At 38.2% G+C, this 24409-nt stretch carries 24 protein-coding genes, 1 tRNA gene and 2 pseudogenes; 5 read left to right on the top strand and 22 right to left on the bottom strand.

Annotated elements, in window-relative coordinates; all coding sequences use genetic code 11:
• The coding region (locus BUB56_RS19655; protein WP_278319467.1) for a hypothetical protein at window positions 1-193 on the top strand (193 nt) is incomplete at its 5' end.
• Between the two features lie 154 nt (window positions 194-347).
• On the opposite strand, the gene BUB56_RS07280 is transcribed toward BUB56_RS19655, so the two are convergent.
• A complete protein-coding gene (locus BUB56_RS07280) occupies window positions 348-1544 on the bottom strand; it encodes an NAD(P)/FAD-dependent oxidoreductase (RefSeq protein WP_110940712.1) in 1197 nt (398 codons plus the stop codon).
• 516 nt (window positions 1545-2060) lie between these two features.
• Here BUB56_RS07280 and BUB56_RS07275 point away from each other — a divergent pair.
• Both BUB56_RS07275 and BUB56_RS07270 read left to right on the top strand, forming a co-directional pair.
• The gene (locus tag BUB56_RS07275; RefSeq protein ID WP_110940711.1) at window positions 2061-3071 is read left to right on the top strand and encodes an aspartate-semialdehyde dehydrogenase; all 1011 of its coding nucleotides are present in this window, start codon (window positions 2061-2063) and stop codon (window positions 3069-3071) included.
• A gap of 11 nt (window positions 3072-3082) precedes the next feature.
• Window positions 3083-4264, top strand: a complete 1182-nt coding sequence (locus BUB56_RS07270) for an aspartate kinase (protein ID WP_110940710.1) — start codon at window positions 3083-3085, stop codon at window positions 4262-4264.
• Window positions 4265-4377: 113 nt separating this feature from the next.
• Here BUB56_RS07270 and BUB56_RS20200 read toward each other — a convergent pair whose 3' ends face one another.
• From BUB56_RS20200 to BUB56_RS07200, 15 genes and pseudogenes are all read right to left on the bottom strand, one after another.
• Window positions 4378-4653 carry a hypothetical protein gene (locus BUB56_RS20200; RefSeq protein WP_330392582.1) on the bottom strand — a complete coding sequence of 92 codons (276 nt, stop codon included), beginning with the start codon at window positions 4651-4653 and terminating at the stop codon, window positions 4378-4380.
• Window positions 4654-4683: 30 nt separating this feature from the next.
• Window positions 4684-5649: pseudogene (locus BUB56_RS07265) on the bottom strand (phosphomannomutase/phosphoglucomutase); the annotation flags it as partial.
• A gap of 55 nt (window positions 5650-5704) precedes the next feature.
• Window positions 5705-5977 carry a hypothetical protein gene (locus tag BUB56_RS07260; RefSeq protein ID WP_110940708.1) on the bottom strand — a complete coding sequence of 91 codons (273 nt, stop codon included), beginning with the start codon at window positions 5975-5977 and terminating at the stop codon, window positions 5705-5707.
• The gene (locus BUB56_RS07255) at window positions 5967-6389 is read right to left on the bottom strand and encodes an FGGY family carbohydrate kinase (RefSeq protein ID WP_242946241.1); all 423 of its coding nucleotides are present in this window, start codon (window positions 6387-6389) and stop codon (window positions 5967-5969) included. The genes BUB56_RS07260 and BUB56_RS07255 overlap by 11 nt, the downstream gene beginning before the upstream one ends.
• Window positions 6367-6609 carry an FGGY family carbohydrate kinase gene (locus BUB56_RS07250; protein WP_190014286.1) on the bottom strand — a complete coding sequence of 81 codons (243 nt, stop codon included), beginning with the start codon at window positions 6607-6609 and terminating at the stop codon, window positions 6367-6369. The genes BUB56_RS07255 and BUB56_RS07250 overlap by 23 nt, the downstream gene beginning before the upstream one ends.
• A 134-nt stretch (window positions 6610-6743) precedes the next feature.
• The gene (locus BUB56_RS07245) at window positions 6744-7010 is read right to left on the bottom strand and encodes an HPr family phosphocarrier protein (protein ID WP_110940705.1); all 267 of its coding nucleotides are present in this window, start codon (window positions 7008-7010) and stop codon (window positions 6744-6746) included.
• 76 nt (window positions 7011-7086) lie between these two features.
• Window positions 7087-7281, bottom strand: a complete 195-nt coding sequence (locus BUB56_RS07240) for a hypothetical protein (RefSeq protein WP_110940704.1) — start codon at window positions 7279-7281, stop codon at window positions 7087-7089.
• A gap of 61 nt (window positions 7282-7342) precedes the next feature.
• Window positions 7343-8380 carry a zinc-dependent alcohol dehydrogenase gene (locus BUB56_RS07235; RefSeq protein ID WP_110940703.1) on the bottom strand — a complete coding sequence of 346 codons (1038 nt, stop codon included), beginning with the start codon at window positions 8378-8380 and terminating at the stop codon, window positions 7343-7345.
• 121 nt (window positions 8381-8501) lie between these two features.
• Complete coding sequence (locus BUB56_RS07230; protein WP_110940702.1) at window positions 8502-9752, bottom strand: PTS galactitol transporter subunit IIC; 1251 nt, start codon at window positions 9750-9752, stop codon at window positions 8502-8504.
• Window positions 9753-9790: 38 nt separating this feature from the next.
• Window positions 9791-10093: a PTS sugar transporter subunit IIB gene (locus tag BUB56_RS07225; RefSeq protein WP_110940701.1), complete on the bottom strand. Its 303-nt coding sequence runs from the start codon at window positions 10091-10093 to the stop codon at window positions 9791-9793.
• Between the two features lie 17 nt (window positions 10094-10110).
• The gene (locus BUB56_RS07220; protein WP_110940700.1) at window positions 10111-10575 is read right to left on the bottom strand and encodes a PTS sugar transporter subunit IIA; all 465 of its coding nucleotides are present in this window, start codon (window positions 10573-10575) and stop codon (window positions 10111-10113) included.
• On the bottom strand, window positions 10568-13501 hold the full coding sequence (locus tag BUB56_RS07215; protein ID WP_110940699.1) for a sigma 54-interacting transcriptional regulator: 2934 nt from the start codon (window positions 13499-13501) through the stop codon (window positions 10568-10570). Before BUB56_RS07215 ends, BUB56_RS07220 begins: the two co-directional genes overlap by 8 nt.
• Before the next feature lie 426 nt (window positions 13502-13927).
• Window positions 13928-14992, bottom strand: a complete 1065-nt coding sequence (locus BUB56_RS07210; protein WP_110940698.1) for an NAD(P)H-dependent glycerol-3-phosphate dehydrogenase — start codon at window positions 14990-14992, stop codon at window positions 13928-13930.
• A gap of 54 nt (window positions 14993-15046) precedes the next feature.
• Window positions 15047-15694: a fructose-6-phosphate aldolase gene (gene fsa / locus BUB56_RS07205; protein WP_110940697.1), complete on the bottom strand. Its 648-nt coding sequence runs from the start codon at window positions 15692-15694 to the stop codon at window positions 15047-15049.
• 112 nt (window positions 15695-15806) lie between these two features.
• Window positions 15807-16451, bottom strand: a complete 645-nt coding sequence (locus BUB56_RS07200; protein WP_110940696.1) for an L-fuculose-phosphate aldolase — start codon at window positions 16449-16451, stop codon at window positions 15807-15809.
• Window positions 16452-17003: 552 nt separating this feature from the next.
• Here BUB56_RS07200 and BUB56_RS07195 point away from each other — a divergent pair.
• A tRNA-Val gene (locus BUB56_RS07195) sits at window positions 17004-17079 on the top strand.
• A 40-nt stretch (window positions 17080-17119) separates the two neighbouring features.
• Here the strand turns inward: BUB56_RS07195 and BUB56_RS19360 are convergent.
• Window positions 17120-17278, bottom strand: coding sequence for a hypothetical protein (locus tag BUB56_RS19360; protein WP_190014284.1), 159 nt, complete (start codon window positions 17276-17278; stop codon window positions 17120-17122).
• Window positions 17279-17355: 77 nt separating this feature from the next.
• On the opposite strand from BUB56_RS19360, the gene BUB56_RS07190 reads away from it, so the two are divergent.
• Complete coding sequence (locus BUB56_RS07190) at window positions 17356-17562, top strand: hypothetical protein (protein ID WP_110940695.1); 207 nt, start codon at window positions 17356-17358, stop codon at window positions 17560-17562.
• Between the two features lie 26 nt (window positions 17563-17588).
• Here BUB56_RS07190 and BUB56_RS07185 read toward each other — a convergent pair whose 3' ends face one another.
• The 5 genes and pseudogenes from BUB56_RS07185 to BUB56_RS07160 all read right to left on the bottom strand — a co-directional run bounded on the left by BUB56_RS07185 (window position 17589) and on the right by BUB56_RS07160 (window position 24359).
• Window positions 17589-18308 (bottom strand): YebC/PmpR family DNA-binding transcriptional regulator, encoded by a 720-nt coding sequence (locus tag BUB56_RS07185; protein ID WP_110940694.1) that lies wholly within the window; start codon window positions 18306-18308, stop codon window positions 17589-17591.
• Window positions 18309-18439: 131 nt separating this feature from the next.
• Entirely contained in the window at window positions 18440-19402 is a 963-nt protein-coding gene (locus BUB56_RS07180) for a P1 family peptidase (RefSeq protein ID WP_110940693.1), read from the bottom strand.
• An 81-nt stretch (window positions 19403-19483) separates the two neighbouring features.
• Window positions 19484-19917 (bottom strand): annotated as a pseudogene (locus BUB56_RS07170) (ketopantoate reductase family protein).
• 169 nt (window positions 19918-20086) lie between these two features.
• Window positions 20087-20899 carry a GGDEF domain-containing protein gene (locus tag BUB56_RS07165; RefSeq protein WP_110940691.1) on the bottom strand — a complete coding sequence of 271 codons (813 nt, stop codon included), beginning with the start codon at window positions 20897-20899 and terminating at the stop codon, window positions 20087-20089.
• 226 nt (window positions 20900-21125) lie between these two features.
• On the bottom strand, window positions 21126-24359 hold the full coding sequence (locus BUB56_RS07160) for a DEAD/DEAH box helicase (protein WP_242946239.1): 3234 nt from the start codon (window positions 24357-24359) through the stop codon (window positions 21126-21128).
• Between the last annotated feature and the right edge of the window lie 50 nt (window positions 24360-24409).

The raw sequence follows: 24409 nt of genomic DNA, 5'->3' as shown, positions 1-24409 counted from the left end.
AACCATTGTTGAAAGATCCATTTCTCAGATTAAGAATTTCATCCAAATTAAATCATCAAAGGTTCGAAACACAGTATCACTCAAATCTGACATTCTCCTAGCCTGCATCTCTCAGCTCATCGCTTTTATGCTTTTGTTTAAAACACAGCAAGATCATAGGAATCCACTTGCCATCAAATCTTCAATCGCATAGATTAAATCTTTAAAGTTAGAGGTTTAGCTGCCCCTTTGCTTTGCTATGCCTTTTTTCATGTTTATATCTTCCTATGCTGTCGCATAAATACTATTTCTCCTGTGGATAAATGGAAACCACATTCTGCAACTACCTATATTTATTATAAAGAGTTTTAGACCGTTTTTTTGTTCACCATCCTTTCCTGTCTAAATCTCCCCAAATTAAGCTCTTGAAGATCTGTCCTGTTTTCTTTTTGATCAATCATATCTGCAATAATTTTTCCAGTGATTGGTGCCAATGCGATACCATCGCCTTCGTGACCTGCTGCTACATAAAATCCTTTTTTATTGGGTACTTCTCCAATAATTGCTTTTCCATCGAAAGTAGCCGGTCTTAAGCCTGCAAAGCATCGGATCATATGTACATTCTTCAGTATTGGGAAAAAATCTACTGCCTGCTGAATCATTAAATTGATTGCTTTTATTGTGATTCCATTGTCAAAACCTACATCCTCACGAGTACTGCCTATCAGATAATTTCCATCGGTTGCCTGTGTAAATGCAAAACCAATCCCCAGTTTTCTATATTCATCATGTATGTTATCCAACATCTCTGGTTTTAATTTAGAAGCTATATAGGCTGCACTCCAAACGTTTGTCTGTCCTACATGAGGAATTTGTTCCGTAACGACGATTTGCCCTCTTTTCGGTATAATTGGGATATCTATATGGATCAGCTTTCCAACTTCACCGGACCAAGCACCTGCTGCATTAATGATGTATTCGGTTTCCACCTGTTTACCATCGTCCAAAGCAATAAGCCAGTGATCTTTTTTCTGGTCTATACTGCGTATGGTTGTTTTCCGAAAAATATGCAATCCATTAGATATCCCTTTTCCCAAATAACCCCGCATCACCTTCAGTGGATTAACCTGAGCATCTTTACTGCTGTATGTAGACGCAATAACCGTATTCTTTACATAAGGCTGTTTTTTTTCCACAGTCTTTCGGTCTATAATCTCTACTGCCAACCCAGAATTTCTTTGCTGTTTAACAAAATCCTCCATTACTTCAAGCTCCTGCTGTGTCTCTATTAAGATCATACCGCCCCTGCTTTCAAATTCTAAATCTACATCCAGTTCCTTTGACAGCGTACGGTACATCTCCAAACTCTCCATGGCTAATTTTAAGGAAATTCCAGGCTTCTTAGACTGAAGTAAAATCATGTCGTCACAAGCCCCCGATGCACCGGATCCAATTTCATTTTTTTCGATCACCAGTACTCGCTTTCCATTTGTCGTTAAATAATAAGCGGAAGATAAACCAATAATTCCTCCTCCAATGACCACAACGTCATAAGCTCTTCTCATTTATCTTGTCCCCCTGCCTTTTGATACTGCTCATCATATGATGAGTAGCTTAATATAATGATAGCCATTGTTTTGGTCTATGTCAATAAATATTTTTAATTTTCTAATTATTATTAATTATGTTGTTGTTCTGTCCTTTATTATCAATTTTTTCATTGTATATTTATTTATAGAAATCATAGGCGTCAACTTAACCCATAATTTGTCATCCTGAGCGGAGTAAAACGGAGTCGAAGGATCTTTAAGCTAGATGATATATTCTGATAATCAAAAGTAATCTTGCTTATGTTCTATAAGATTCTTCGCTAACGCTCAGAATGACATGCTTCTAAGGTTTATTTGGAAATAATTGGATTACGTTGACGCCTATGTTATAGAAATAGAAGTATGCAATTATAATCTATAATTTTTCTGAATTTTTTGTTTTTTAGTTGACTTGCAAATAATAAGCCTATTATAATAATAATATGCTACTCATCACATGATGAGCAGTGCATTAAAAAAGGGGGTAATTTGATGCGAAAATATAATATTGCAGTTGTTGGCGCTTTAGGTGCCGTAGGAAGGGAAATGTTAAAGACTTTAGAGCAGCGGGAATTTCCTGTAGAAGTAATTAAACCTCTGGATATTCTTAGTAATGCCGGCACAGAAATAATTTTTCAAGGTAAACCTGTAGTCGTGCAGGCAGCGGAGACAGGTGCCTTTAAGGATGTTGACATTGCATTATTTTCTGCCGGTGCTGATGCAAGCAAAATATTAGCACCTATTGCAGTTGCTGAAGGCGCCATTGTAGTGGACAATAGCAGCGCATGGCGTATGGATGACGATGTTCCATTGGTTATTCCGGAGGTCAATCCCGATGCTTTATCCTGGCATAAAGGGCTCATTGCAAATCCCAATTGTTCTACTATACAAATGTTGGTGGCTTTAAAGCCTCTCCATGATCAATATGGCATCAAGAGAATTGTCGTATCTACTTATCAAGCTGTATCCGGCACAGGACAAAAAGCGATTGATGAATTGAATCAACAGATACAGGATTATGTGTCAGCAAGCCCAATTAGAAGTAATGTGTATCCTTATCAGATTGCATTTAACGCACTGCCCCATATCGATATCTTTCTAGAAAATAATTACACAAAAGAAGAAATGAAGATGGTCCATGAAACTAATAAAATATTAGATAAAAATATATCCGTTTCTGCCACAACAGTACGTATTCCGGTATTCCGTTCCCACTCTGAGTCTATCAACGTGGAAATGAAAAAACCCTTTGTATTAGATGAAATCTTCACAATCCTTAAATCCGCGCCAGGAGTAGTTGTAGTTGACAATCCAGCTGAAGCTCAATATCCTATGGCTATTGAAGCTGAGGGACAGGATTCTGTTTTTGTAGGAAGGATTAGGAGAGATTTATCTATAGAAAATGGTTTAAATTTATGGGTTGTAGCCGATAATCTCAGAAAAGGCGCTGCATTAAATGCAGTTCAAATCGCAGAGACACTAGTACAGAAGAATCTTTTATAGGAGGTGAAGGGATGGGATTGGTTGTACAGAAATTTGGTGGCACTTCAGTGGCTACCCCTGAAGGCTGGAGGGCAATGCTTCGACATGTGAGTACTTGCCGGGCAAATGGAAATGAAGTTATAGTGGTCGTCTCTGCAATGGGTCGCAAAGGCGCACCCTATGCAACCGATACACTTATTCAGCTCCTGGAAGAAGTTGATCCTGCTATAGAAGGCTTAAAAAAAGATTTTATTATGTCCTGTGGTGAAATGATCTCTGCCGCTATCATTTCTCACTATTTTGAGGTAAATGGACTATATGCTGTTCCGATGACAGGTTTTCAAGCAGGAATTCATACCAATAATACCTTTAACAATGCAGATATTCTACATATTGATACTCAGTCTATAAAACAATGCATCGGCGAGGGTAAAATTGCAGTAGTTTCAGGTTTTCAGGGAATTACTGAGGATGGGTGGATCACCACACTGGGCAGAGGCGGAAGCGACACCACGGCAGTGGCATTAGGGGCATATTTACATGCGGATCGTGTGGATATTTTTACGGATGTTCCTGGCGTTGCTATAACTGATCCGAGAATCGTCAGCAATGTCACCTATTTGCCTGAAATATCCTATGATGATATGTATAAACTTGCTTTAAACGGTGCAAAAGTGATTCACCCGAGAGCTGTGAAGGCCGCAAAAAAATCCCAAATACCCGTACAGGTACGCTCTACATTTAGTGATGCTCCTGGGACACTTATCCTTCAAGATCCAAAGTATCACCGTCAAAATATCATTGGCATCGCCTACGAAAAAGATTATTCGTGTGTACGCACCCCTATTGAAAATAAATCTTTATATACAAAACTCAAGGACCATACATATTTATACAAGGAAAGTAATCAAAGTATAGCGGCCTATTATAAGTCTGACGTCCTATTGTCTAAGATCTATCCCAACGGCCTTCCATTTGAGAATGCTAGAGCAGATATTGGAAAGATAGCCGTGTTCCACGATCAGTCCCGGTGTCAGAGCATCCAACAACAAATCTACAGCTTTCTGGCAGGCTCAATGATGCCTATACTGGATTCCTTTTCTTTCAGCGACCATTTTGTCATAATGATTTCCAATGAATTTGCAATAGAATGTATTCAGAGGATATACAATCAAATAGAAATCATCAATCATAATTTAAGTTTAATGGCCTAATTCCTCTATACTGGTTAACTAAAAACCCTAGGCAAGCGTTTCTCTGCCTAGGGTTTTTAGTTAACCAGTCATAAAATGCTACAAGTTTATAAAATAGATTCCCCCTTTACAATTTATATGAGAAGATGATCATGTTTCCCTCTTAACTCCGGAACAGTTTCTAAGAATTCCTTTTTAATAAAATGTAAATCAGCTTCACTGTCTGCTTCAAATCGGATTGTAACACAGGGCTTTGTAACTGATTGCCGCATCAGTGCCCATCCCCTTGGAAATTCAATTCTGATGCCATCCAGCCTTACGATCTTATATCGTCTTCCCAGATTTTCAAGTTTGGTTAGCAATTCTATTTGAAGTTCCTTGGGATAGGGTATTCGCAGATCCGGTGTCATGAAGGTTTTATCAATCTTATCTATATAATAAGATAACAATTGATTATTCTTACTGAGTATTTCCGCCATTTTTAGGGCTGCATAAATCCCGTCATCATATCCTAATTCTTTAAAAAAGAAATGTCCGCTGATTTCTCCTGCCAAAATCCCTTGATTTTCTAGGAAAGTCTTTTTAATAAAGGCATGTCCTGATCTTTCCATAATTGCTTTTCCGCCATGTTTTTCTATCTCTTTCTTAATGATGCTGGAGGATTTTATATCGTAGATCACCGGTGCAGGATGATCCTTTAGATAATCCTGAATAAATACTGTAAAACTCTCCTCACTAGTTGAAATTCTCCCTTTCTCATCTACAAAAACCACTCTATCCCCATCCCCGTCAAAACCAATGCCTAAATCTGCTTCCTCATCTAATACTTTTGTCTGTAATTTTTCCAGATTGCTATATACTGCCGGATTCAGTTCTCTATTGGGGAAATTTCCATCGAACTCACAAAACAGCGGAATAACTTCATAACCTATTTTTTTAAATAACTGAGGTGCTAATATTGATGTGGCCCCGTTTCCAGCATCAATAATAACCTTCAGAGGTTTATATGTCCGAACCAATCCCCTGGTATATTCCTGATAGAGTTCATTAACTTCTAAATTTCGATAGCTGCCGATTCCTACTTGATAGCTTCGCTGTTCCACAATCTTCTTTATCGTTTGAATATCTTCAGTTCGAATAGGCATATCCCCTAATATGACTTTAAATCCATTATACTTTGCTGGATTATGGGATGCAGTTACTGTAATTCCCCCATCTGCTTTTAGAAATCCCTTGGCAAAGTAAAATACTGGTGTTGGAACAGTTCCAATATCGATCAGATGGGCGCCGCATTCCATTAGACCTTTTACCAATGCTTCTTTTAAAAAAGAAGTAGATGTCCTTACATCACCCCCGACAATCATAGTCTTTCCCCCCATGATCGTTCCTATGCTCTTTCCAATATGATAGGCTGTTTCTCAGTCCAGCTCTTCGTCAAAAACCCCTCGGATATCACAATCCTTATAGATACTCAAAGGCTTTCCTCCTTTCCATCAGGTATGCTTTTAATCCATCCACACAGCTGCCAGGCACATTCACTGATCCCATTTCTATCCTGTCTCCCAATGGGGCCCCTTTGGTCCATGGAAGTCCGAACCGCCTGTCATGATCAGTTTTTTTCATTTGCCAGGTTTTCCAGGCAAGTAATATGTTCCAGGGTATGACCGGAATAATATCTTTGCAATCCCGTATCAATTTAACTGCCTCAGCAGGATGTACGTCATTACGTTCCACATATAAAATCTCCAGACTCTACCGCACCAGAAGCAATAGCTGAGGTATAACCATCAGTTGCTCCGGCTACCACGATGGTTTTTTCGCTGAGGCCAGTAAGCTCCGCTGCTGTCCGAGAAATATATGCAATCTCAGTCCCGGGAGATAGCACCTTCGGAAGTATTTTTAATGAAACACCTAAACCTTTATCGATAAAGCCAGGCCATTCTTTTTCAATAAGATCGTATCCTGTTTTTAATGCATTTGAGTAGTCGCTAAATTCATAACATCCTGTAAGGCAGCCAACCACATAATCCGATTGGTGTACAACTAAATTGATGCGATCATTAAACCATTGCAAAGAGGCGTATTTTGTGCATCTAAAGGTACAATGGTACCAGAAGTTCCATCTAAAGCAATCGAAAAATTTCATCAGGATCAATTTTTTTCTCCTTTAGTATATTGATAATTCCTTTTATGGTTTCCATGGTTGCATCCCACCAAATGCTGGGATTCTGTTCCTTATGGCTCTCTATTTCAGAAGTATTGATCACTTCAAAGGGTGTACTATGTGCGGCAGCTACATATCCGTTCTTGTCCACCACTAAACCCCTAACTCCTTGTGTCCCAATATCTATCCCTAAAACATACATAAACGGATCCTCCTCTTCCATCATTGATGAATCATCACTTTTGAATTATGTAGTGTCCTCATCACATAATCTCCTTTCTTAGCTACCGCTTCCTCCTATCTGCAAACAAAAAGGACAGAATCTGTCCTCATCAACTATGCTTCTCCCATTTTCGATTCTATTAATGCAACAAGATCATTTACTGCGGCCTCTTCATCCTCACCCTCTGCCCTTATTGTGATTTCTGTTCCTTTCGTTATGCCAAGAGACAGCACTGAAATAATTGATTTCGCATTGGCAGATTTTCCTTCCTTTGCGATGGTTATGTCCGATTTATATTTTAATGAAGTCTGTGTGAAAATTGATGCAGGTCTCGCATGTAAGCCTGCTTCATTCTCTAAAACAACTTTTCCCGAGTACATTCCTCTTCCCCCATTTTTATAAAGATGCTTTTGTCTTAAGGACCATTCTCTTATTGATTCTATGGAAGCTGCTCTGTTATTTTTCTTTGATCTCTATCCCAAAGAAATTTTTTGATTTTTTAGTCTCCCCATGTCCCTTTTGCTTAAAAAAGATCCACATGAACCCGCCTACGACAACAATTGCATTAAAAACATTCTGATTGGCAATATAATAGTCAATTAAAGCTCTTAGATATTTACCAGCCATTAAGCGCATAAACTCATAGATCATAAGAAAGGCCTCCCTTTGTTATAGGAGTGCACCATTTAAGATGGACCCCAGGTATTATTCATTAAGGAATAATGGCATACTTAATACCTTCTTGTCTTCCTATACTTTCCAAAGCATCTATTGTCTTTTCTAGCGGATATTCTCCAGTAATAAATAACTTGCCGTCTACCTGACCGTCAGACAATAGCTCTAAAGCCTTTTTTACATGATAAGGTGTATGATGGAATACTGCTTTAATGGTTATCTCTGAATAGTGGAATAACTGACAGTCAATGGTAAAAGTGGTTCCTTTCTTTGTTCCTCCAAAAAGGTTCACTAAACCACCAGGGCGAACCATGTTAATCGCCTGTTCCCATACTTCTGGAAAACCAGTTGCTTCTATCACTACATCAGGTCCTTTCTCCAAGGCAGTAAGGGCTTTTACATCTGTAATCGGATCTTCTTTAGAAGCATTCACTGTCATGACAGCGCCAAATTTTTTTGATTCTTGCAGCCGATAGTCTGATAGGTCTACGCAAATAACCTTTGCCCCTTTTAAAGCTGCAAGCTTAACGAACATAAGCCCAATAGGACCGGCACCGATGACCGTTACAACATCTCCTACCCTTATAGGCGTTCTCTCAATACCGTGCAGTGCACAAGCAAGTGGTTCTACCAAAGCTGCTTCTCTGTAGTCTAATCCTTTAGGGATCTTATGATAATTATATTTTACGATCTGCCTTGGAACAACCACATACTCGGAATAAGCTCCGTTTAAAAACTCTAGATTTTCACATAGACTGTACATGCCTTGATTGCAGTAATAGCAATGGAAACAAGGAGCTGAGTTTCCTCCTACTACCCGGTCTCCAACTTTAAAATTATCTACGTTCTTGCCTATTTCTACAACTTCACCGGCAAATTCATGTCCGAAGGTTGAAGGCACAGACTTAATGATCGATGGATGGCCTCTCCGATAAGTTTTTAAATCCGTACCGCAGGTAGTAGCAGCCTTTACTTTCACAAGAATTTCATCATCCTTTGGCCGTGGGATATTCGTTTCTTCAAATCGAACATCTCCTGGTGCGTAAAACATCATTGCTTTCATTTTTCCTTCCATTTAACATCCTCCTCAGCAAATTCCAACCTAAAGTTTTGTATATCCGATAACTTTTTTGTACAGTCTGCAATACTTTTTAGAGAGCCTTTTAAAAAAACTCAAAGGCTCTCTAACCTTTACATTAGAATATCATCTCGATTATCTTATAAATAATATATGGCACTAAGTGAGCCCCACCGTCAAGAGAAGAGATTTCTGCGGTTCCTTCTGGGAATGCAAATCCTACACTCTTCGCCATTACTGTGGATACGCCTGCTATGGCGGTACCAATATACAAAATACCAATCATAAAAATCGTTCCAGTGATAATTCCTCTGAAAACATTTCCTTTAGATGGAGCAACAGCCCAAATCATAAAGAAAGGTAAAATTGCAAGATCTGTGAATGGCAATAATCTATTTCCGGGAAGAATGGCAGCCAATAGAAGCGTAATTGGAATCATTACTAAGCCTGTTGAAATTACAGCTGGATGGCCGATAGCAATTGCAGCATCCAATCCGATATAAACTTCTTTGCCTGGGAATTTCTTTGCAATAAAATCACGAGCACTTTCAGATAGAGGAATAAGACCTTCCATTAAAATACGTACCATCCTTGGCATTAGAAACATAACTGCTGACATACTTACACCCAGCTGAATAATTCCTTTTAAGTCATAGCCGGCTACGCCACCGATAGCAGCTCCAAGGAATAACCCCATCAACATTGGTTCTCCAAATATACCAAAACGTTTTTGAATCATATCTGTATCTAATTCGATTTTGTTGATTCCAGGTATTTTTTCAAGAACCTTATTTACTGCCATTCCTACTGGTGCCCAAGATACTGTCTCCGTATGTGGAAGGGAGACACCGTCTAATCCAAAGAAATCTTGAACCAGAGGAGCAGTCCAGTCTGCCAGCTTTAAAATGATAATAATTGTAACGGCCGCAGCAACTAAACCCAATAGAAGGCTGTCGGTAGCAAACATTACAAGAGCACCTGTAAAAATAAAGTGCCAGTAATTCCAAAGGTCCACGTTCATTGTTTTTGTCCAGTTCATTGCAAGCATGATAATATTAATTACAAAGCCTATAAAGAAAACTGCCGGAACGATTGTAGTACCAAAGCTGATTGCTGCTGAGATTGGCCAACCAACATCCATAACGTCCAATGTTAACCCCCAGTTTTTTACCATAGCCTGTGTAGCAGGAGAAAGATTGCTTACTAATAGACCAATAACTAAGTTAATACCAGCAAAACCGATACCAATTGTAAGACCAGCTCTAAAGGCTTTTGCAAATTTTTGTCTGAAAAGTAGTCCAAGAAGTGTTATAATAACGGGCATCATAACGGTTGGTCCTAAATCGAGTATGAATTGAATAACTCTCATTTATAGTCCCCCTCTTCTTTAAATTGTTAAAGTCACTTTTACTCAAGACTCTTCAGATAATCAGCGATTTCATCAGCTAGTTTATCCATGCCTATTCCGGTAAGAAACTGTAATCCTCTGAACTTCTTAATTCCTGGTGCTGCACTGTCACTTACTGGAGTTGTATGCACGATGACATCAGGATTTAAAACCTGAACCTTAGAAGCTACCTCTGAAGCCTTCGCCTCAACAACCTCTACATCTAAGCCACGGGCTTTTAACATCTCCTTTGTTTTTTCAGCCGCTACTGTAGATGTTGCAATACCAGTTCCACATACTGTCAGAACCTTATACTTTCTCATTTTTTCACCTCCTTTATTTAAAGGTCAATTGCATCATTTAATATGGCAAGGAGTTCCTCCTCACTTTCTGAGGCATAAATCCTCTTTAAGAGTCCTATATCTTGTATAACACTCATTAGGTTCGAAAGAAGCTGCAGCTGGCTGCTGCTGTCTCTCATGGCTAACATAAAGACAATAGTCACTTCTATTTCCTCATCCGGATTTCCCATAATCTTAAAATTAACCGGTTTTTCCAGGGTGGCAATGGCAATCATTGCTTCCTTTACATGATGGGGATCTGTATGTGGAATCGCAACCCCATAACCTTCTGTAGGCAATCCTGTAGGAAATATAGCTTCGCGACTAATAATTGCATCAATAAAGCTCTCTGCTACATAGCCAGCTTGATAAAGCATTGTAGCCAATTGTCTTAGGATTTCTTCATGAGAATTTGTTTTTACTCTCGCTTTTACAGTTCTTTTATCGAATGAAAACTTAATCATTTTTTAGTAACACCTCCATGAGCATATCAACAGTTTTACACTTCTTGATCTTTTCTAAAACCTTTTCATTATTGATGATCGAATAGAATTTTCTGAATTCTTTTTTGTAGTACTGACTAAGTCCAAGCATAAATACACAATCAACTGTTTGATTGCCATCCCATATAATAGGGGAAGACAGAGTCATGATCGATATTGCAGGCTGAATAATTTCTTCAGGACTGCCATGAGGAAGTGCTACCATATTTTTAAAAACTGTAGGTGCCATAATCTCTCTTTCATGGATGGAAAAAATGTATCTTTCTGTAACATAGCCGTTTTCAACCATGCGATTTGCCATCCGATCCAATACTTCATTCTTATTGGCCGCCATTACATTTAAATGCATTAGTTCTGGATTGAATAACTGCTTAAAGGATAGCTCGGGGACCCCATTTCCAATTTTTTCCGTAGGGTTCTCATATATATTTATGAGGTTATGTATTCTGTTAATTCCTTCTCCTTTTAGTATTTCTTTTGCCGATATATATGGAATTCCAGGAATCTTTAAGTCTATCGTCCCAACAACTGCCAGTATATTCTTTTTCATTGAAATATTTTTAATCGTTTCGTCTAAGTTGCAGTCAGTTAAAGCGCCTAATGTAATAATCTCCAGATTCTCTTTTATACGGCTATTGCCTTTTATAACTTTCCCAAGCATCTGCGCAGCACCTTTTCCGGTTAAACAAATACTCACGATTGCATTTCCTAGCTTTTTCGGAGATTTATCCAGCGGCTTTTTATTTGGTAAAAATCGCTGGTTTTCAAGAAAATCAGCAATGTCATTCAATTCTGAATCAGGTGTTAACGCTTTCCTAACTGCTTCAATTACCATCGTCGTATCCACCCGGGTAATAGTCCTGGTCCTAATTCCTGTTCTTTCCGTGATAATATTTCCAAAACTGACCAATGAACCCATGTCCACCAACAATAGTACACCCTTGCCACGGTCCATACTTTTAATCATATCTATTGCTTTTTCTAAAACGACACTGGGCGATTCATCCAAAGACATTTCTAAAGCTTTGGCATGTTCAACGCCCAATAGCCTATTTGCTACATAAACCATACCTTCTGCCACATGTCCATGGGATAAAACTAAGATTCCTACATTGTTTTCATTCAGCATATTTTTTGTTGAATAGGTTTTTAGGTACATGGCAATAAAAGCAATTTCGTCTTCGGGTAGATCTATTTCTAGATAATAACTTGCAATTTTACTCATCTCTTCTGCAACTTTATATTCCTTTGGATATTCCAAACAAATTCTGTTGAGTTGCGGGTTTCCAATAAATTTATTTTGAAGTATTCTTTCATAAGAAGCAGACAGATGGGTAGCTAAACAATAGAACAAGCTTTCATCAATATCCGGAAGGTTCTTGACAGCCTTTTTCATCATTTCTTCTACAGCTGTTACTATTTTTTCTCCAACAATTTTCTCTAAATCCTGCTTGATTAGGTTATGTTTGTTATACTGAAACTGCTTAATTAATTGTCTGATCTTCATTTCAAGTTCGTCAGCTAAGATTCGATTGATGATAGCAGTATCTAAACCCTGGTACTCCATTTTTTGATATTTTTCTTCAATCTCTCTGTAGATTTCTTTCGGAAAAGCATACCCGGATTCTTTGGCTGCTTCAAGGGCACTTTTTTGCAATATGCTTTCGTCGTCAGGAGAAATTTCCAGATTGCTATTGATTATTTTTTCTATTGTTTTTCTATTTGTCTTAATTTTCAACAAGCCCTTCACCACAAGACTTGGCAGATCCGTAATTTCAATATTAATACTTTTTTGCTTCTTAACCATGTAATTTAAGAAGCCTCTCGCACAAACTACCTGTATGTCAGAGCGCAATTGTCCAATATTCCCATTGGTTTCGTACAGCAACAAGGCTACTATGACATCATAGTTAACCGTGATACTTACATTCATTCGGGTTGCCTCTTGCCTAAAAAAATTTTTAATGATCTCAAATTTCTCTTCAAAAGGTCGCTGTGATAAAGAAGGAATTTCAATCATCATCGGAATTCTACGTCTAAAGGTTGCCAGCAGGGATGATTCAATATCCTCTGTTGTCGCTGCAATAATCATCAATTTTACTTCCCTAAATACATCGGTTTCCCCTAATCTTCTAAATTTTCCTTTATCTATCAAATAGAAAAGGATTTCCTGGCCTTCAGGGGGTAGACGGTGTACTTCGTCTAAAAATAAAATTCCATTATTGGCCTTTTCAACCAATCCTTCTTTATTTGTTTCTGCACCAGTGTAAGCGCCCTTTACATAGCCAAATAGCTGAGCGAGCAAAAGTTGAGGATTTTCAGCGTAATCAGCACAGTTAAAGATGATAAAGGGTGCATCCTCAGGCTTTACCTTAGCCTCTATGGCAAACTTATACATACTTTCTGCCAGTTCACTTTTTCCCACACCAGTTCCTCCATAAATCAGTGTGTGCAGTCCATTTGTCGGGTATAATACTGCTGCTTTTGCCAGCTCAATTTGTGGCTTCAAGCTACCATTTGCGCCAATGATTTTATCAAAGGCTCCACTGCTTTTTTGGGGGAGAGGAAGTTCTTCTATCATACTTGCTGCATCCTCTCTCTTGGACAATCTTAAGAACTTAGAAACGATATTCCTAGACAATTTAAAACCCACTCTATTTAATTCTTCTGTCAGCATTCTCTCAGAAATGTCCGGTTTCATTTCTAGGAGTTTATGGATCTCCGCTTCTAAAAGCTTTTTTCTCCGTTCTCTAGAATCACCGATCTTTAAAGAATGTCTTAAATTGACTACCTCGCTCCTGCTAATTCCCAAAATCTTCGAAATTTCTTCATCTGTTAGAGGATTCTTTTTATCCTCATTTTGAATAAGGTCTAATATTTTTTTCATCTGCTTCACCTGCCCTTTATAATTGCAATATCTATGCCATGATATGGCACCTTTTGTGAACCTATTTCTCCTTCTGTATCAAATCTGGGATACATGAGTAAAAAGCGGATGTGCTTCAAAACATTATTTTAAAAATTCTAAATATTTTTAAAGCATAATAAAATTATATAACAATTTATGCCACCTTTCTGTCTCACAGTACATATTTTATTCCAGCTTGTCCTTTTATCAGTATCTTAATTATTGAAATATCCAGAATTTCCTGTCATTGCACTTTTCATATCAAACAAAATATGCCACAACAAATTTTCTATTAAAAGTTTTCTTTACAGATTATTTTTTAACCTAAATATAAAAGACCTAGGGGATTGCTCTAGGTCTTTTGTGTTAAGTATGAACATATGAAGATCTGCTACTTAAAAAACACTATATTTTATAGTATCCAGTACAATTTTGTAAAAGTTCCTTGATTTTTCCATAGGCTGGTGCATTCTCGTATAAAATGCTGTATAAGCCCCTTAATAGAGGAAGTTGGTCTAAAGACAGTTTTTCTTCTGACTCAAGCTGCTTAGCCAGATAATATCCGAATTTGATTGCCGGATATCCTTCCACGGTAATTCCTTCTTCTCTCATTTTTTCCACGGCTTTGCTGGCTGTCAATCCGCCTCCGATAAGTTCACCCAAAGTTCTATTTCTTCCAGCTTCTCCAGTTACCTCCAAATCTCCTACTCCGGGAAGTCCTATAACAGCCTCTAATGACCCTCCCATTGCCTTTGTTAAAATACCCATTTCGGCAACTGCAAAGGTGAATAGCGCAGCCTTTGTATTATTGTGAAGAAATCCATTTTTCGCTTTAAAACCTTCTGCCATGCCTAATCCTACAGAATAAGCATTTTTCATAGCAGCACATACTTCCGTTCCAATTACATCATCGGTGACTTCTACCCGATATACATCGGTCATAAGTATGCTTTGCATATATTTTGCCGCTTCTACGTTGTTGCTGCTGTAGGTTACAGCAGTAGGTGATTTCCAGACTACTTCTATTGCTTTACATGGACCTCCCACTACTACGATTGGGACCTTGTTTCGTAAAGTCTCAGGCAGCGTATTTTCCAAAATCTCAGGAAGTATTACAATTCTTCCATTCTGATCATAATTGAAACCCTTTGAAACACTTCCGACGATAACGCCTTCCTTCAAAAAAGGAACTACTTTGTCAAAAACATTTTCTAAGGCGTCAGAAGTGATGGCCATAATCACAAGCTCAGTATCTAACATAGCTTCTTCAAGCTCAGTAACCTGGTAAGTTGCAATCTCCGATGGTAAACGATGCTTATGCTTAGGATGAGGCAATCCCTTTCTTAAACTATCAATGATTTCCCCATCCAGTTCCGTACCCCAAAGCCTTACCTCATGTCCATTATCTGCTAGTGGAACAATCAACGCACTTCCCATGGCTCCTGCTCCAATGATAGTAACTTTTGCCATTTCCGATCTCCTTTCCTCATCAACCAGTGAGACCGTACTGTTTATAAAAAAAAGCTATTTTTTAGGAACGGTCTCCCAATCCTTTAAGAATTTTTCTATGCCAATATCCGTAAGCGGGTGTTTTGTCATATCGACTATAACCTTATAGGGTACAGTTGCAATATGTGCACCTAGAGTAGCTGCCTGCACGATATGCATTGAATTCCTAATGCTTGCAGCAATAATTTCTGTTTTAATGTTATGTAGCGCAAATATCTTTACTATTTCCTCAATAAGTACGGTACTGCTATTGCCAATATCATCTACTCTGCCTAAAAAAGGACTCACATAGGTCGCACCTGCTCTTGCAGCTAATAATGCTTGCGGTGCAGAGAAAATAAGTGTTACATTTGTTTTAATTCCCTTTTCACTAAGTACCTTTACAGCTTTAAGGCCTTCAACAGTCATAGGAATCTTAATAACAATATTTTTATGCATCTGTGCCAAAGGAATTGCTTCCTCTACCATTTCTTCTGCTTTTAGGCTGATTACTTCTGCACTGATAGGTCCATCTACGATTGCAGTAATCTCTTGAATAACTTCTTTGAAATCTCTGCCTTCTTTAGCAATCAGTGAAGGATTTGTTGTCACCCCGCAAATAACTCCCATGTCATTGGCCTTTCGAATTTCTTCCACATTTGCCGTATCAATAAACAGTTTCATTTTACATACCTCCTATCAATTTACTTGTTAAACTGTTATACTTATTATACATTTTTTTATATTTGTTGGCCAATTATATCACGCTGAATGACCCTATTGACTGTCTCTTTTACTAATTCTTTTGTCCATAGGTTTTAAATTTTTCTAACATTAATTCCATTTCTGCTTCCGGTAGAATAACAGGTTCGCCAATACACCTTGTACGGTAATAAAGTTCGGCACAGAATTCAATCTCTTCAGCGATGTTAAAGGCTTGATGTACATTAGCTGCTCCAGTTAGCAAGCCGTGATTAGCCAATAATACAGCATAGCGATCCTCCATACCCTTATAAGCATTTTCAGCTAATTCTTCAGTTCCAAAGGTGGCATATTCTGCACATCGAACGTTTTTTCCCGCAAAGGCAACCAAATAATGTACTGCCGGGAGTTCCCAATTCAAACAGGCAATGGTTGTACAATAAGTAGAGTGTGCATGTACTACAGCATCAATATCTGTTCTGTTTCTGTAAAAGATATTATGCATTGCTAACTCGCTGGAGGGTTTCCTAGTTCCCTCTACAATATTCCCGTCGAGGTCCAATACAACAATGTCCTCTGGTTTTGTCAGGAAATAGTCCAATCCGCTTGGGCTGATTGCCATTAAATTCTGCTCTCGGTTACAAATGCTGATGTTTCCGCCGGTTCCCTTAGTCAGTCCACTGGTAATCAATTTTTTACCATACTCAACAATCAGTTCACGTTCTTCCATTAATAACATCGTCTTTCCTCCCGCTTTTTATTTTCCTATTCTTTATAGGATTTATTAAAGTTGATGAAACATGCATTTATCATTAAAATATGCAATTTTTCTGCCAAAGATTGGCATGAATTGTTTTAAAAATACATTTGCAATTGCCACCTTCTTAAATAGTCCAGGATAAACAATAAATTTTTCTCTGTTAAACTATGATTTTGATTTTGTGGGGTGCGGACCCCCGTGGCCGCCCGCTTGTTTTAATAAGCTATCTGCGGGTGGGCAGAGTCGTCCACCCCTACCCTTATCACAATCTATGTCTAAAATATGTAATATCCACACTAAACTTTAACAAAGCCTATATTTTTTATCCATATATTTAGAATTCTTTAGAATCCTATAATTTTTCCAAACTTCTCTTCTACAAAAAATGCCGCCAAACCCTGGTTGAGCAGCTGAAAGCTATTATATTTCCAACTATACTGTTCTTTCTTATAAATCTGCCATAAATAGTATGGATAATTTTTAAATTCTATGTTAAAATATAAAAGAATTGTTTATCACTTTATAGGATGAGGGGGATTAACTCAACTGGCAGAGTGCCATCTTGACGTGGTGGAAGTTGTAGGTTCGAGCCCTATATCCCCCACCAATAAAGGGTTGCCCTGTAGGCAATCCTTTTTTTGTCTTCCTTATTTGTTTAGTGCTGCTCTTATGGCCTTAGCAATTTCCGCTTCCGATAACTCAGAAAGCCTGTGGTCTTTTTTTTTCTGAATGTCTGCAATTTCTTTTTTCTTCTCTTCCACTGGCACAGGATTGATCTTCTTTTTTCTAAACAATGATCCTAGCATTTATCATACGCCCCTTGTTATTTGGATTGGTAAACATATATTTAAGTATAACAAAAATGATAGGAGGTAATAAAGCTGTGAAAAAGAAAAATAAAAAGTCTGGTAAGATTGTTTTAGGTACTGTTAAAGCTGTAGACTTGCTGAAAAACTCAAGTGATAAGTTGGGCACCCACGTGGCTGCTGTAAGAACAGGCACCGGAGTACATCAAAATAAAAAGGCCTATAAAAGACAAAATAATAAATCAGTCATTGAAAAAATCATAAAGGATTCTTTCGATGACTGATTTATTTTTAGTTTAAAAAATATAACCTACTCCATTTCCCAGTTGTGCCATACTTCCTGCACATCATCGTCTTCTTCCAGCATATCAATCAATCGGTTCATCATTTTTAATTCTTCATCGGTAGTCAGTTTAGTCATAGTTTGCGGTATCATGGTCACTTCTGCAGAAACAAACTGGTAACCCTTTTCTTTTAGAGCGTCTCTAACCGCTGAAAAATCCTCGGGAGCAGTAACAATCTCATAGCCCTCTTCATCGGGAATAAAGTCCTCTGCTCCAGCCTCCAGGGCAGCTTCCATTAATTCATCCTCGCTGATATTAGCAGCAGCTTCGATAATGATTTGGCCCTTTTTGTCAAACATATAGCCTACACAGCCGGTTGTTCCAAGGTTTCCCTTGTTTTTATCAAAGTAATAGCGCATATTTGCACCAGTTCTGTTTCGGTTATCGGTAAGGGTTTCAACGATCACCGCTACCCCATTAGGACCATAGCCTTCATAGACAATCGTTTCAAAATTATCTCCTTCAGTATTGGCCTCACCTTTTTTTACAGCCCTTTCTATATTATCATTGGGCATATTCAATGATTTTGCTTTATCAATAATATTCTTTAAGGTAGGATTGTATTCAACGTCCGATCCACCTTGACTTGCTGCAACTGTAATTGCCTTGGCATATTTAGTAAAAATCTTGGCTTTCTTTGCATCCTGTTTTTCTTTTCTATTGGCAATTGTACCATGTCTACCCATTTTTTCACTCCTTACATCGCTTAAACCCTGAATTTTAAACCATAGTCATTCTATCATAAAATAAAATTGAAGTAAACAAAGGGAATCCGGATGATTTCTCATAATTTGATTTGTTTTTTTAGAGGTCAATTTCAGCCAATACTTGATAGAGACGGGATGTTATGTAAAGATTCCGCTTTTCGCACCCCTCGCAGAACCGCCTCTTCCACTACCTTAGCAGCCAACAGTCCTACCACATTTATATCTGCCTCTTCTTTTCCCGTAGCCATTACAAATATAGTATCTCCATCTACCATCGTGTGTGCCGGCCGTATCGCTCTGGCGTAACCGTTATGTGCCACAGATGCAATTTTATTGGCCTGGGATTTCGTAAGCTTAGCATTGGTTATTACTGCACCAATGGTAGTATTGCCGTGAAATAAGTTTTTTTTCTCTTTGTAATTCCTCAGCATTATTTCTTCTGTATTGCCTAATCCGGACTTATCCTCCTTTAATATCCCGGCAATAATTTCTCCATTTTTGGGGTCTATTACGTCTCCCATGCAGTTCACTGCTACTACAGCTCCGATCTGCAGTGCTCCCACCTGTATGCAAAAAACACCTATGCCGCCCTTCATTGCATGGGACATACCTAAATATTTACCAATGGCAGCACCTGTGCCGGCTCCTACCGTTCCTTCACGATAATCTTGCTGAAACGCATTTTGGCAGGCTTTATATCCCATAGCCTTATCCGGTCGTATGCGGTGGTCTCCCATCATTAAATCAAAAAGTACAGCAGCGGTTACAATCGGTACAGTAGTCACACCCACGTCAAAACCGATTTTCCTTTCCTCAAGATACTGCATAACTCCCGCTGCAGCATCTAAACCGAAGGCGCTGCCCCCGCTTAATAGCACTGCATGTACTTTTTCAACGAGATTCACGGGATCCAACAGATCTGTTTCTCTGGTTCCCGGCGCGCCGCCCCTTACATCGACTCCTGCAGTGGCACCTTCTTCACATAATATTACGGTACATCCGGTGGCAGCGTATAAATCCTGTTCATGTCCAATCTTTATTCCCTCTATATCTGTTAATCTTATCTCTTGCATCATTCCCACCTCTAATTTCTATAATTATTCTGAATCGCAATAATCAGGTTTTAAGTATCTTATTCACGGGTGTGCTGATTCCTAGTTGTTTTCCTCCATGATGTATGATTCCGGCGCAGCTACCGTTGAACCATGGGCTGTAACACCTGCAATAATTTTCTTTTTATCGATAATCTTTTTGATTTTTTCTATATTTCCAAGACCCTTTTGCAGCGTAAGAACGCTGGTGTTTTTTTTAATAAGTCAAGATTCTTTATCAATGCCTGCTCAGTAGCATAGGACTTTACCAGCAATATGACTAAATCGACTTTGCCCACTTCTCCAGCCGACTCTGCGGTTTGAATTCCTTTTATAACTCTTTTCCTCCAGCTGCTCTCTATGCGTAATCCTTCTCTCGTTATCCTTTCGAGGTGTTCTTTCCAAATATCAATAAGCCATACCTCATTTCCATCCTCAGCCAGCAGCCCACCAAGTAAACTGCCTATGGCACCTGCACCTAAAATAGCGATCTTCATATTCTTCCTCCTTAATATTTTACCTTTTTCAAATCTTCTATACAATAGTCCCAATCGTTTTAATGCTTCAAATATTAGCTTGTCCAAATTCCGCTCACCCGCAGACTATAATTTTATTCAATCTAAAAAGTAAAAATCGTATCCTATTCAGATACGATCTCCTACCCATTTATTCATCCATCGCTACTGCTCTCTTCCCTTTATCTCTTCTTTTATGATAATACATGTTTGTATCTGCCTCATGAATCAGTTCTTCTATATTCATATCTGTGTCGCGGCAAAAAGTTGCTACGCCAATACTTATTGATAGTTTATAGGACCATAGGGATTTTCGATTAAAGCTTTCAATTTGACTTTTTACCCTATTGATTACCAGGTCTGCCTGCCCTAAAGAGCAATTAGGCAGGATCATTAAAAATTCATCTCCACCCATCCTGCACAAAACATCGGATTCCCTTAGGTTTTCCTTTAAAATGCTGCAGGCAGAAATAATCAACTGATCCCCTGCACTATGTCCATAGGAATCATTAACAACTTTTAAATTATTAATATCTAAATAACTTATGGTCAAATCTGTTCCATCACGTTTTGCGATCTTTATTTGCTGATCCAAAAAGGATAGTCCAAAGCTCCGGTTATAGATTCCGGTCATTCCATCTATTGTTCCAAAAGTCCGGTGATCTTCCAGCATACTTCTGTATTCTTCTGCTTGCTTTATCAGCTGCTCTTTATCATGTTCCAGCTCTACTAATTTTCTTTTCAGCAATGTCATTATCATTATCAAGCAACTAGAAAAAATCACCAACAAAATATACCCTGTAAACAAAAGGGCTTCTCCTATATGCCTGCCATTCTCTAGCGTCGGGACCCAATCCTTAAAGATCATGCCTAGAAAGGGGAGTGCTCCTATAATGGCTACTATAGAATATATCCATGGGCTATGTTTACTTTCTTTCAGATACGCTCTAAATCCTTCAATCATATATACATTCCTTTCAAGCTTATATCTCTGATTATTGCCACTTTTTCAGAGTCTATACCAATGCCGCCCTGATGAAACCAATATTTTACAGGGTGCAAGTCTATAATGCTTGTCTGACATAATAATATATGATGGATTCTAGTTAAATATGTTCATATTCGATAAAGGTTACTCGGAATAAAATATAAAAACTGCACCTAGCTAAAGATGCAGCTTCTGATTTGGTTTATTCAATATCAAATAAGCTTCTAATTTCCTTTTCGCTTAATGCAGACAACATGGTTTCACCTGGTTGTATCACTGCATCGATCAAACCTTTTTTCCGTTGTTGCAGCTCAAATATTTTTTCTTCGATGGTTCCTTTTGTAATAAACTTTAGTACCTGCACAATATTTTTTTGTCCAATCCGGTAAGCTCTGTCTTCAGCCTGCTCTTCTACCGCAGGATTCCACCATGGATCGAAGTGAATGACCATATCAGCACCCGTCAGATTTAATCCTGTTCCGCCAGCCTTAAGAGAGATCAAGAAGACATCCTTCGCTCCTTGCTGAAATGCTTGAACCATATTTCTCCTTTCATCAGGTTTTACAGCCCCATCAAGATAGTAAAAATCTATATTTTTATCCCGCAGGAGGGTCTTTATGATTTCCAGCATACTGGTAAACTGAGAAAACAGCAATATCCTATGTCCGCCTGCTAAAGCATCCTCAAGAATTTCCTCTAGGAGCTGCAGCTTGCAGCTTTCTCCTTTATAATTTTCTATAAAAAGTAAAGGATGACAGCAAATTTGTCTTAGCCTTGTCAGGGCAGCAAGAATCTTTAGGCGGCTCTTATCAAAGCCCTGTGTCAAAAGATCATCCCTTATTTCTCCCTGTACTTCGTGAAGGTATGCTAAATAAACCTTCTTTTGTTCTGCAGTTAATTCCGTCATCATTTTACTTTCTATCTTTTCAGGCAATTCTTTGAGTACATCCTTTTTAATTCGCCGAAGCACAAAGGGGCGGATTTGTTTTGTCAGCTGCCTCAATACAGTTTTATCATCTCCCTTTGCAATGGGTCTTTCAATCTTTTTGATAAATTTACTATGGTTATACAAATACCCCGGCATGATAAAATCAAATATAGACCATAACTCTGTTAGTGAGTTTTCAACAGGGGTTCCGGTTAATGCAAAGTATCCGCCTGCTTTGATCTCTTTTACGGACCGAGCGTTAATAGAATTTGGATTTTTTATATGCTGCGCCTCATCTATAATGCAATAGGCGAAGGTAGTATCCTTATATAGCTCCACATCTCTTCTAAGCAATGGATAAGACGTAATCACCAAATCAGCACCATGAATGTCTTCCATCAGTTCATACCTTTCTTTAGGCATACCAGATATAACAACGGTTTTTAGATCAGGTAAAAACTTAGCTGCTTCGTCCTGCCAGTTATAAATCAGTGATGTAGGTGCTACGACGAGAGACGGATTTGACGCAGCTTCCCTTTCAGAGTATAAAAAAGCCAATACCTGCAGGGTTTTTCCCAAACCCATATCATCGGCCAAAATCCCTCCCATACCATAGCGTGCCAGTGTTTTTAACCACTTAAAACCAATTTTCTGATAGTCCCGCAAAACGGTTTTGAGAGGACCTGGAACAGAATAATCCATATCCTTTGGTTCTTTAATATTTTGCACTAACTGTTTGAAATTCTGGCTACGCTCCACATTAAAAAGCTGTGTTTCTCTCAATATATCATCTAAATAGAGCGCCCTATATTTGGGTAATTCAATTAATTTTTTACTAAAATCCTTTTCTGTTAGATCTAGATATTCGATAAGATTGCTCAGATGACCTATATCTGTATATTCTATGGGGAGAAATGCTCCACTTCTCAAGCGATAATATTTTTTTCGTTCTTTATATGCCTCTAGGAGCCCCGTTAATTCTTCCAATGGTATTTCATCATGCTCAAAGGAAAACTCAAACATGGAAGACTGATCGTTGAGCCGAACAGATACTGAAAACCTTGCGGCCTCTTTAATCGCTATATTTTTAAACTGATCAGAATAATATACCTCGGCTATCTCCTGAAGCTCTATTAGATTATTTTTCAGAAACTCAAATATTCGTTCTTCGTCCTTTAAAATCGCTTTATCAATTGAAACTTTAAATTCTGCCTTTTCCAATATACTCAAAACCTTTTTTTCTTCGGCCATATTTCTTACAACGATCTTGTTTGAGGGTATGGATAAGTCTTTTACACTAAAGGGATTGATGATCTCTTCACCATAATGAAATTCGATTTTTATGCTAATTCCATCCTCTATTTTATCTAAAAATATTTTAGTCGTTAACTCTTCCCGATGAATGTGCTTTGCAACCTCTGCTGATATGGAGATTTTCCCTATATTCTGGATCTTGGGAAGGATTTCAGATACAAATCTTTCCTTTTCTCCCCTGGAGAAGGTGATATTCTTCTGCTTTTCTTTTACCAAAATATGATAAAAGGGCAGGAAATACTTTTTTTGTTTCTCTGTAGGACTATATAGCACCCCGTCATAAAAGAAATAATCTCCCTGTTTATTTAAGGGAATTAGTTGGTCAATAAGATTGAGCTGCAGCTGCAGACTTTCATCCTTCGGTTTCAATTCAAAATGAAAAGGGATGTCTTTTTGTGCAATGCAGATATCAGGGTATTCCTTTCCCAATATTCTAATTGAAAAATTTCGGTTTTTTATTATATCCAGTACTCTTTTCACTAGAGGAGAAGAGAGATAAGCTTTTTTCCCCTTTAGAAGACTATCCTGCCGATTGCTGTGATAAGAAATACTCCCTGCAGTTTTATCATTTTCATAGATTTCTAAAAGGAGGTCTATAAGCTGCCTGTCAACTGAAGAAAATTTATGCTTCCTCGGATCATAGATAAAGCTTTTACCAAACTCAATACTATTTCCCTGATCAAGATCTTCTAAAAAATCTTTCAGACTCCTTACTACATATAGTCTGGAGGAGCCTATTTTCAATTCGATGGAAGAAAGCATTTCCTTATAACCATGCTCCAATTCAAAAGTTACTCTAAGATTTACCTCAGCTTTTCCAGGGTCCTCTAGAAATTCTTCAAAATATGTGAAAATCTGATGTGTATTATTTTTCTGTTGTTTGAGGGATATTCTTTGGGATTGGAGCTCCTTTTGCATCATCTTCATTAACGCTACAATGTGTTTACAAGCACCATCATAGTTCATGAAAGCAGGGCAACTGCAATCCCAATAGCTCATGTTGCCATTTTTATCGAATACTACCTCAACCTTATATGGCTTCTCCCCTATAACAATAGCATGGGCAGTCATGGTATCTTCATCAAAGGTAAATTTTTGCACCCTCTTATCCAGGTAATAACCAATGCCCCGAATTAATGAAGTCGAATTGCTGGCTGCATTTCGAATCATCACATCACTGATTGATAAAGACAATATTATCCACCTCTTTATTTTAAATTCCTATTTGCCCCTTTATGAGTCTG

Origin of the sequence: Geosporobacter subterraneus DSM 17957, assembly GCF_900142145.1 — a bacterium.
In the GTDB taxonomy this organism is placed as follows: domain Bacteria; phylum Bacillota; class Clostridia; order Peptostreptococcales; family Thermotaleaceae; genus Geosporobacter; species Geosporobacter subterraneus.
The sequence above is the reverse complement of the archived record's forward strand: the minus strand, read 5'-3'. Positions and strand labels throughout refer to the sequence as shown.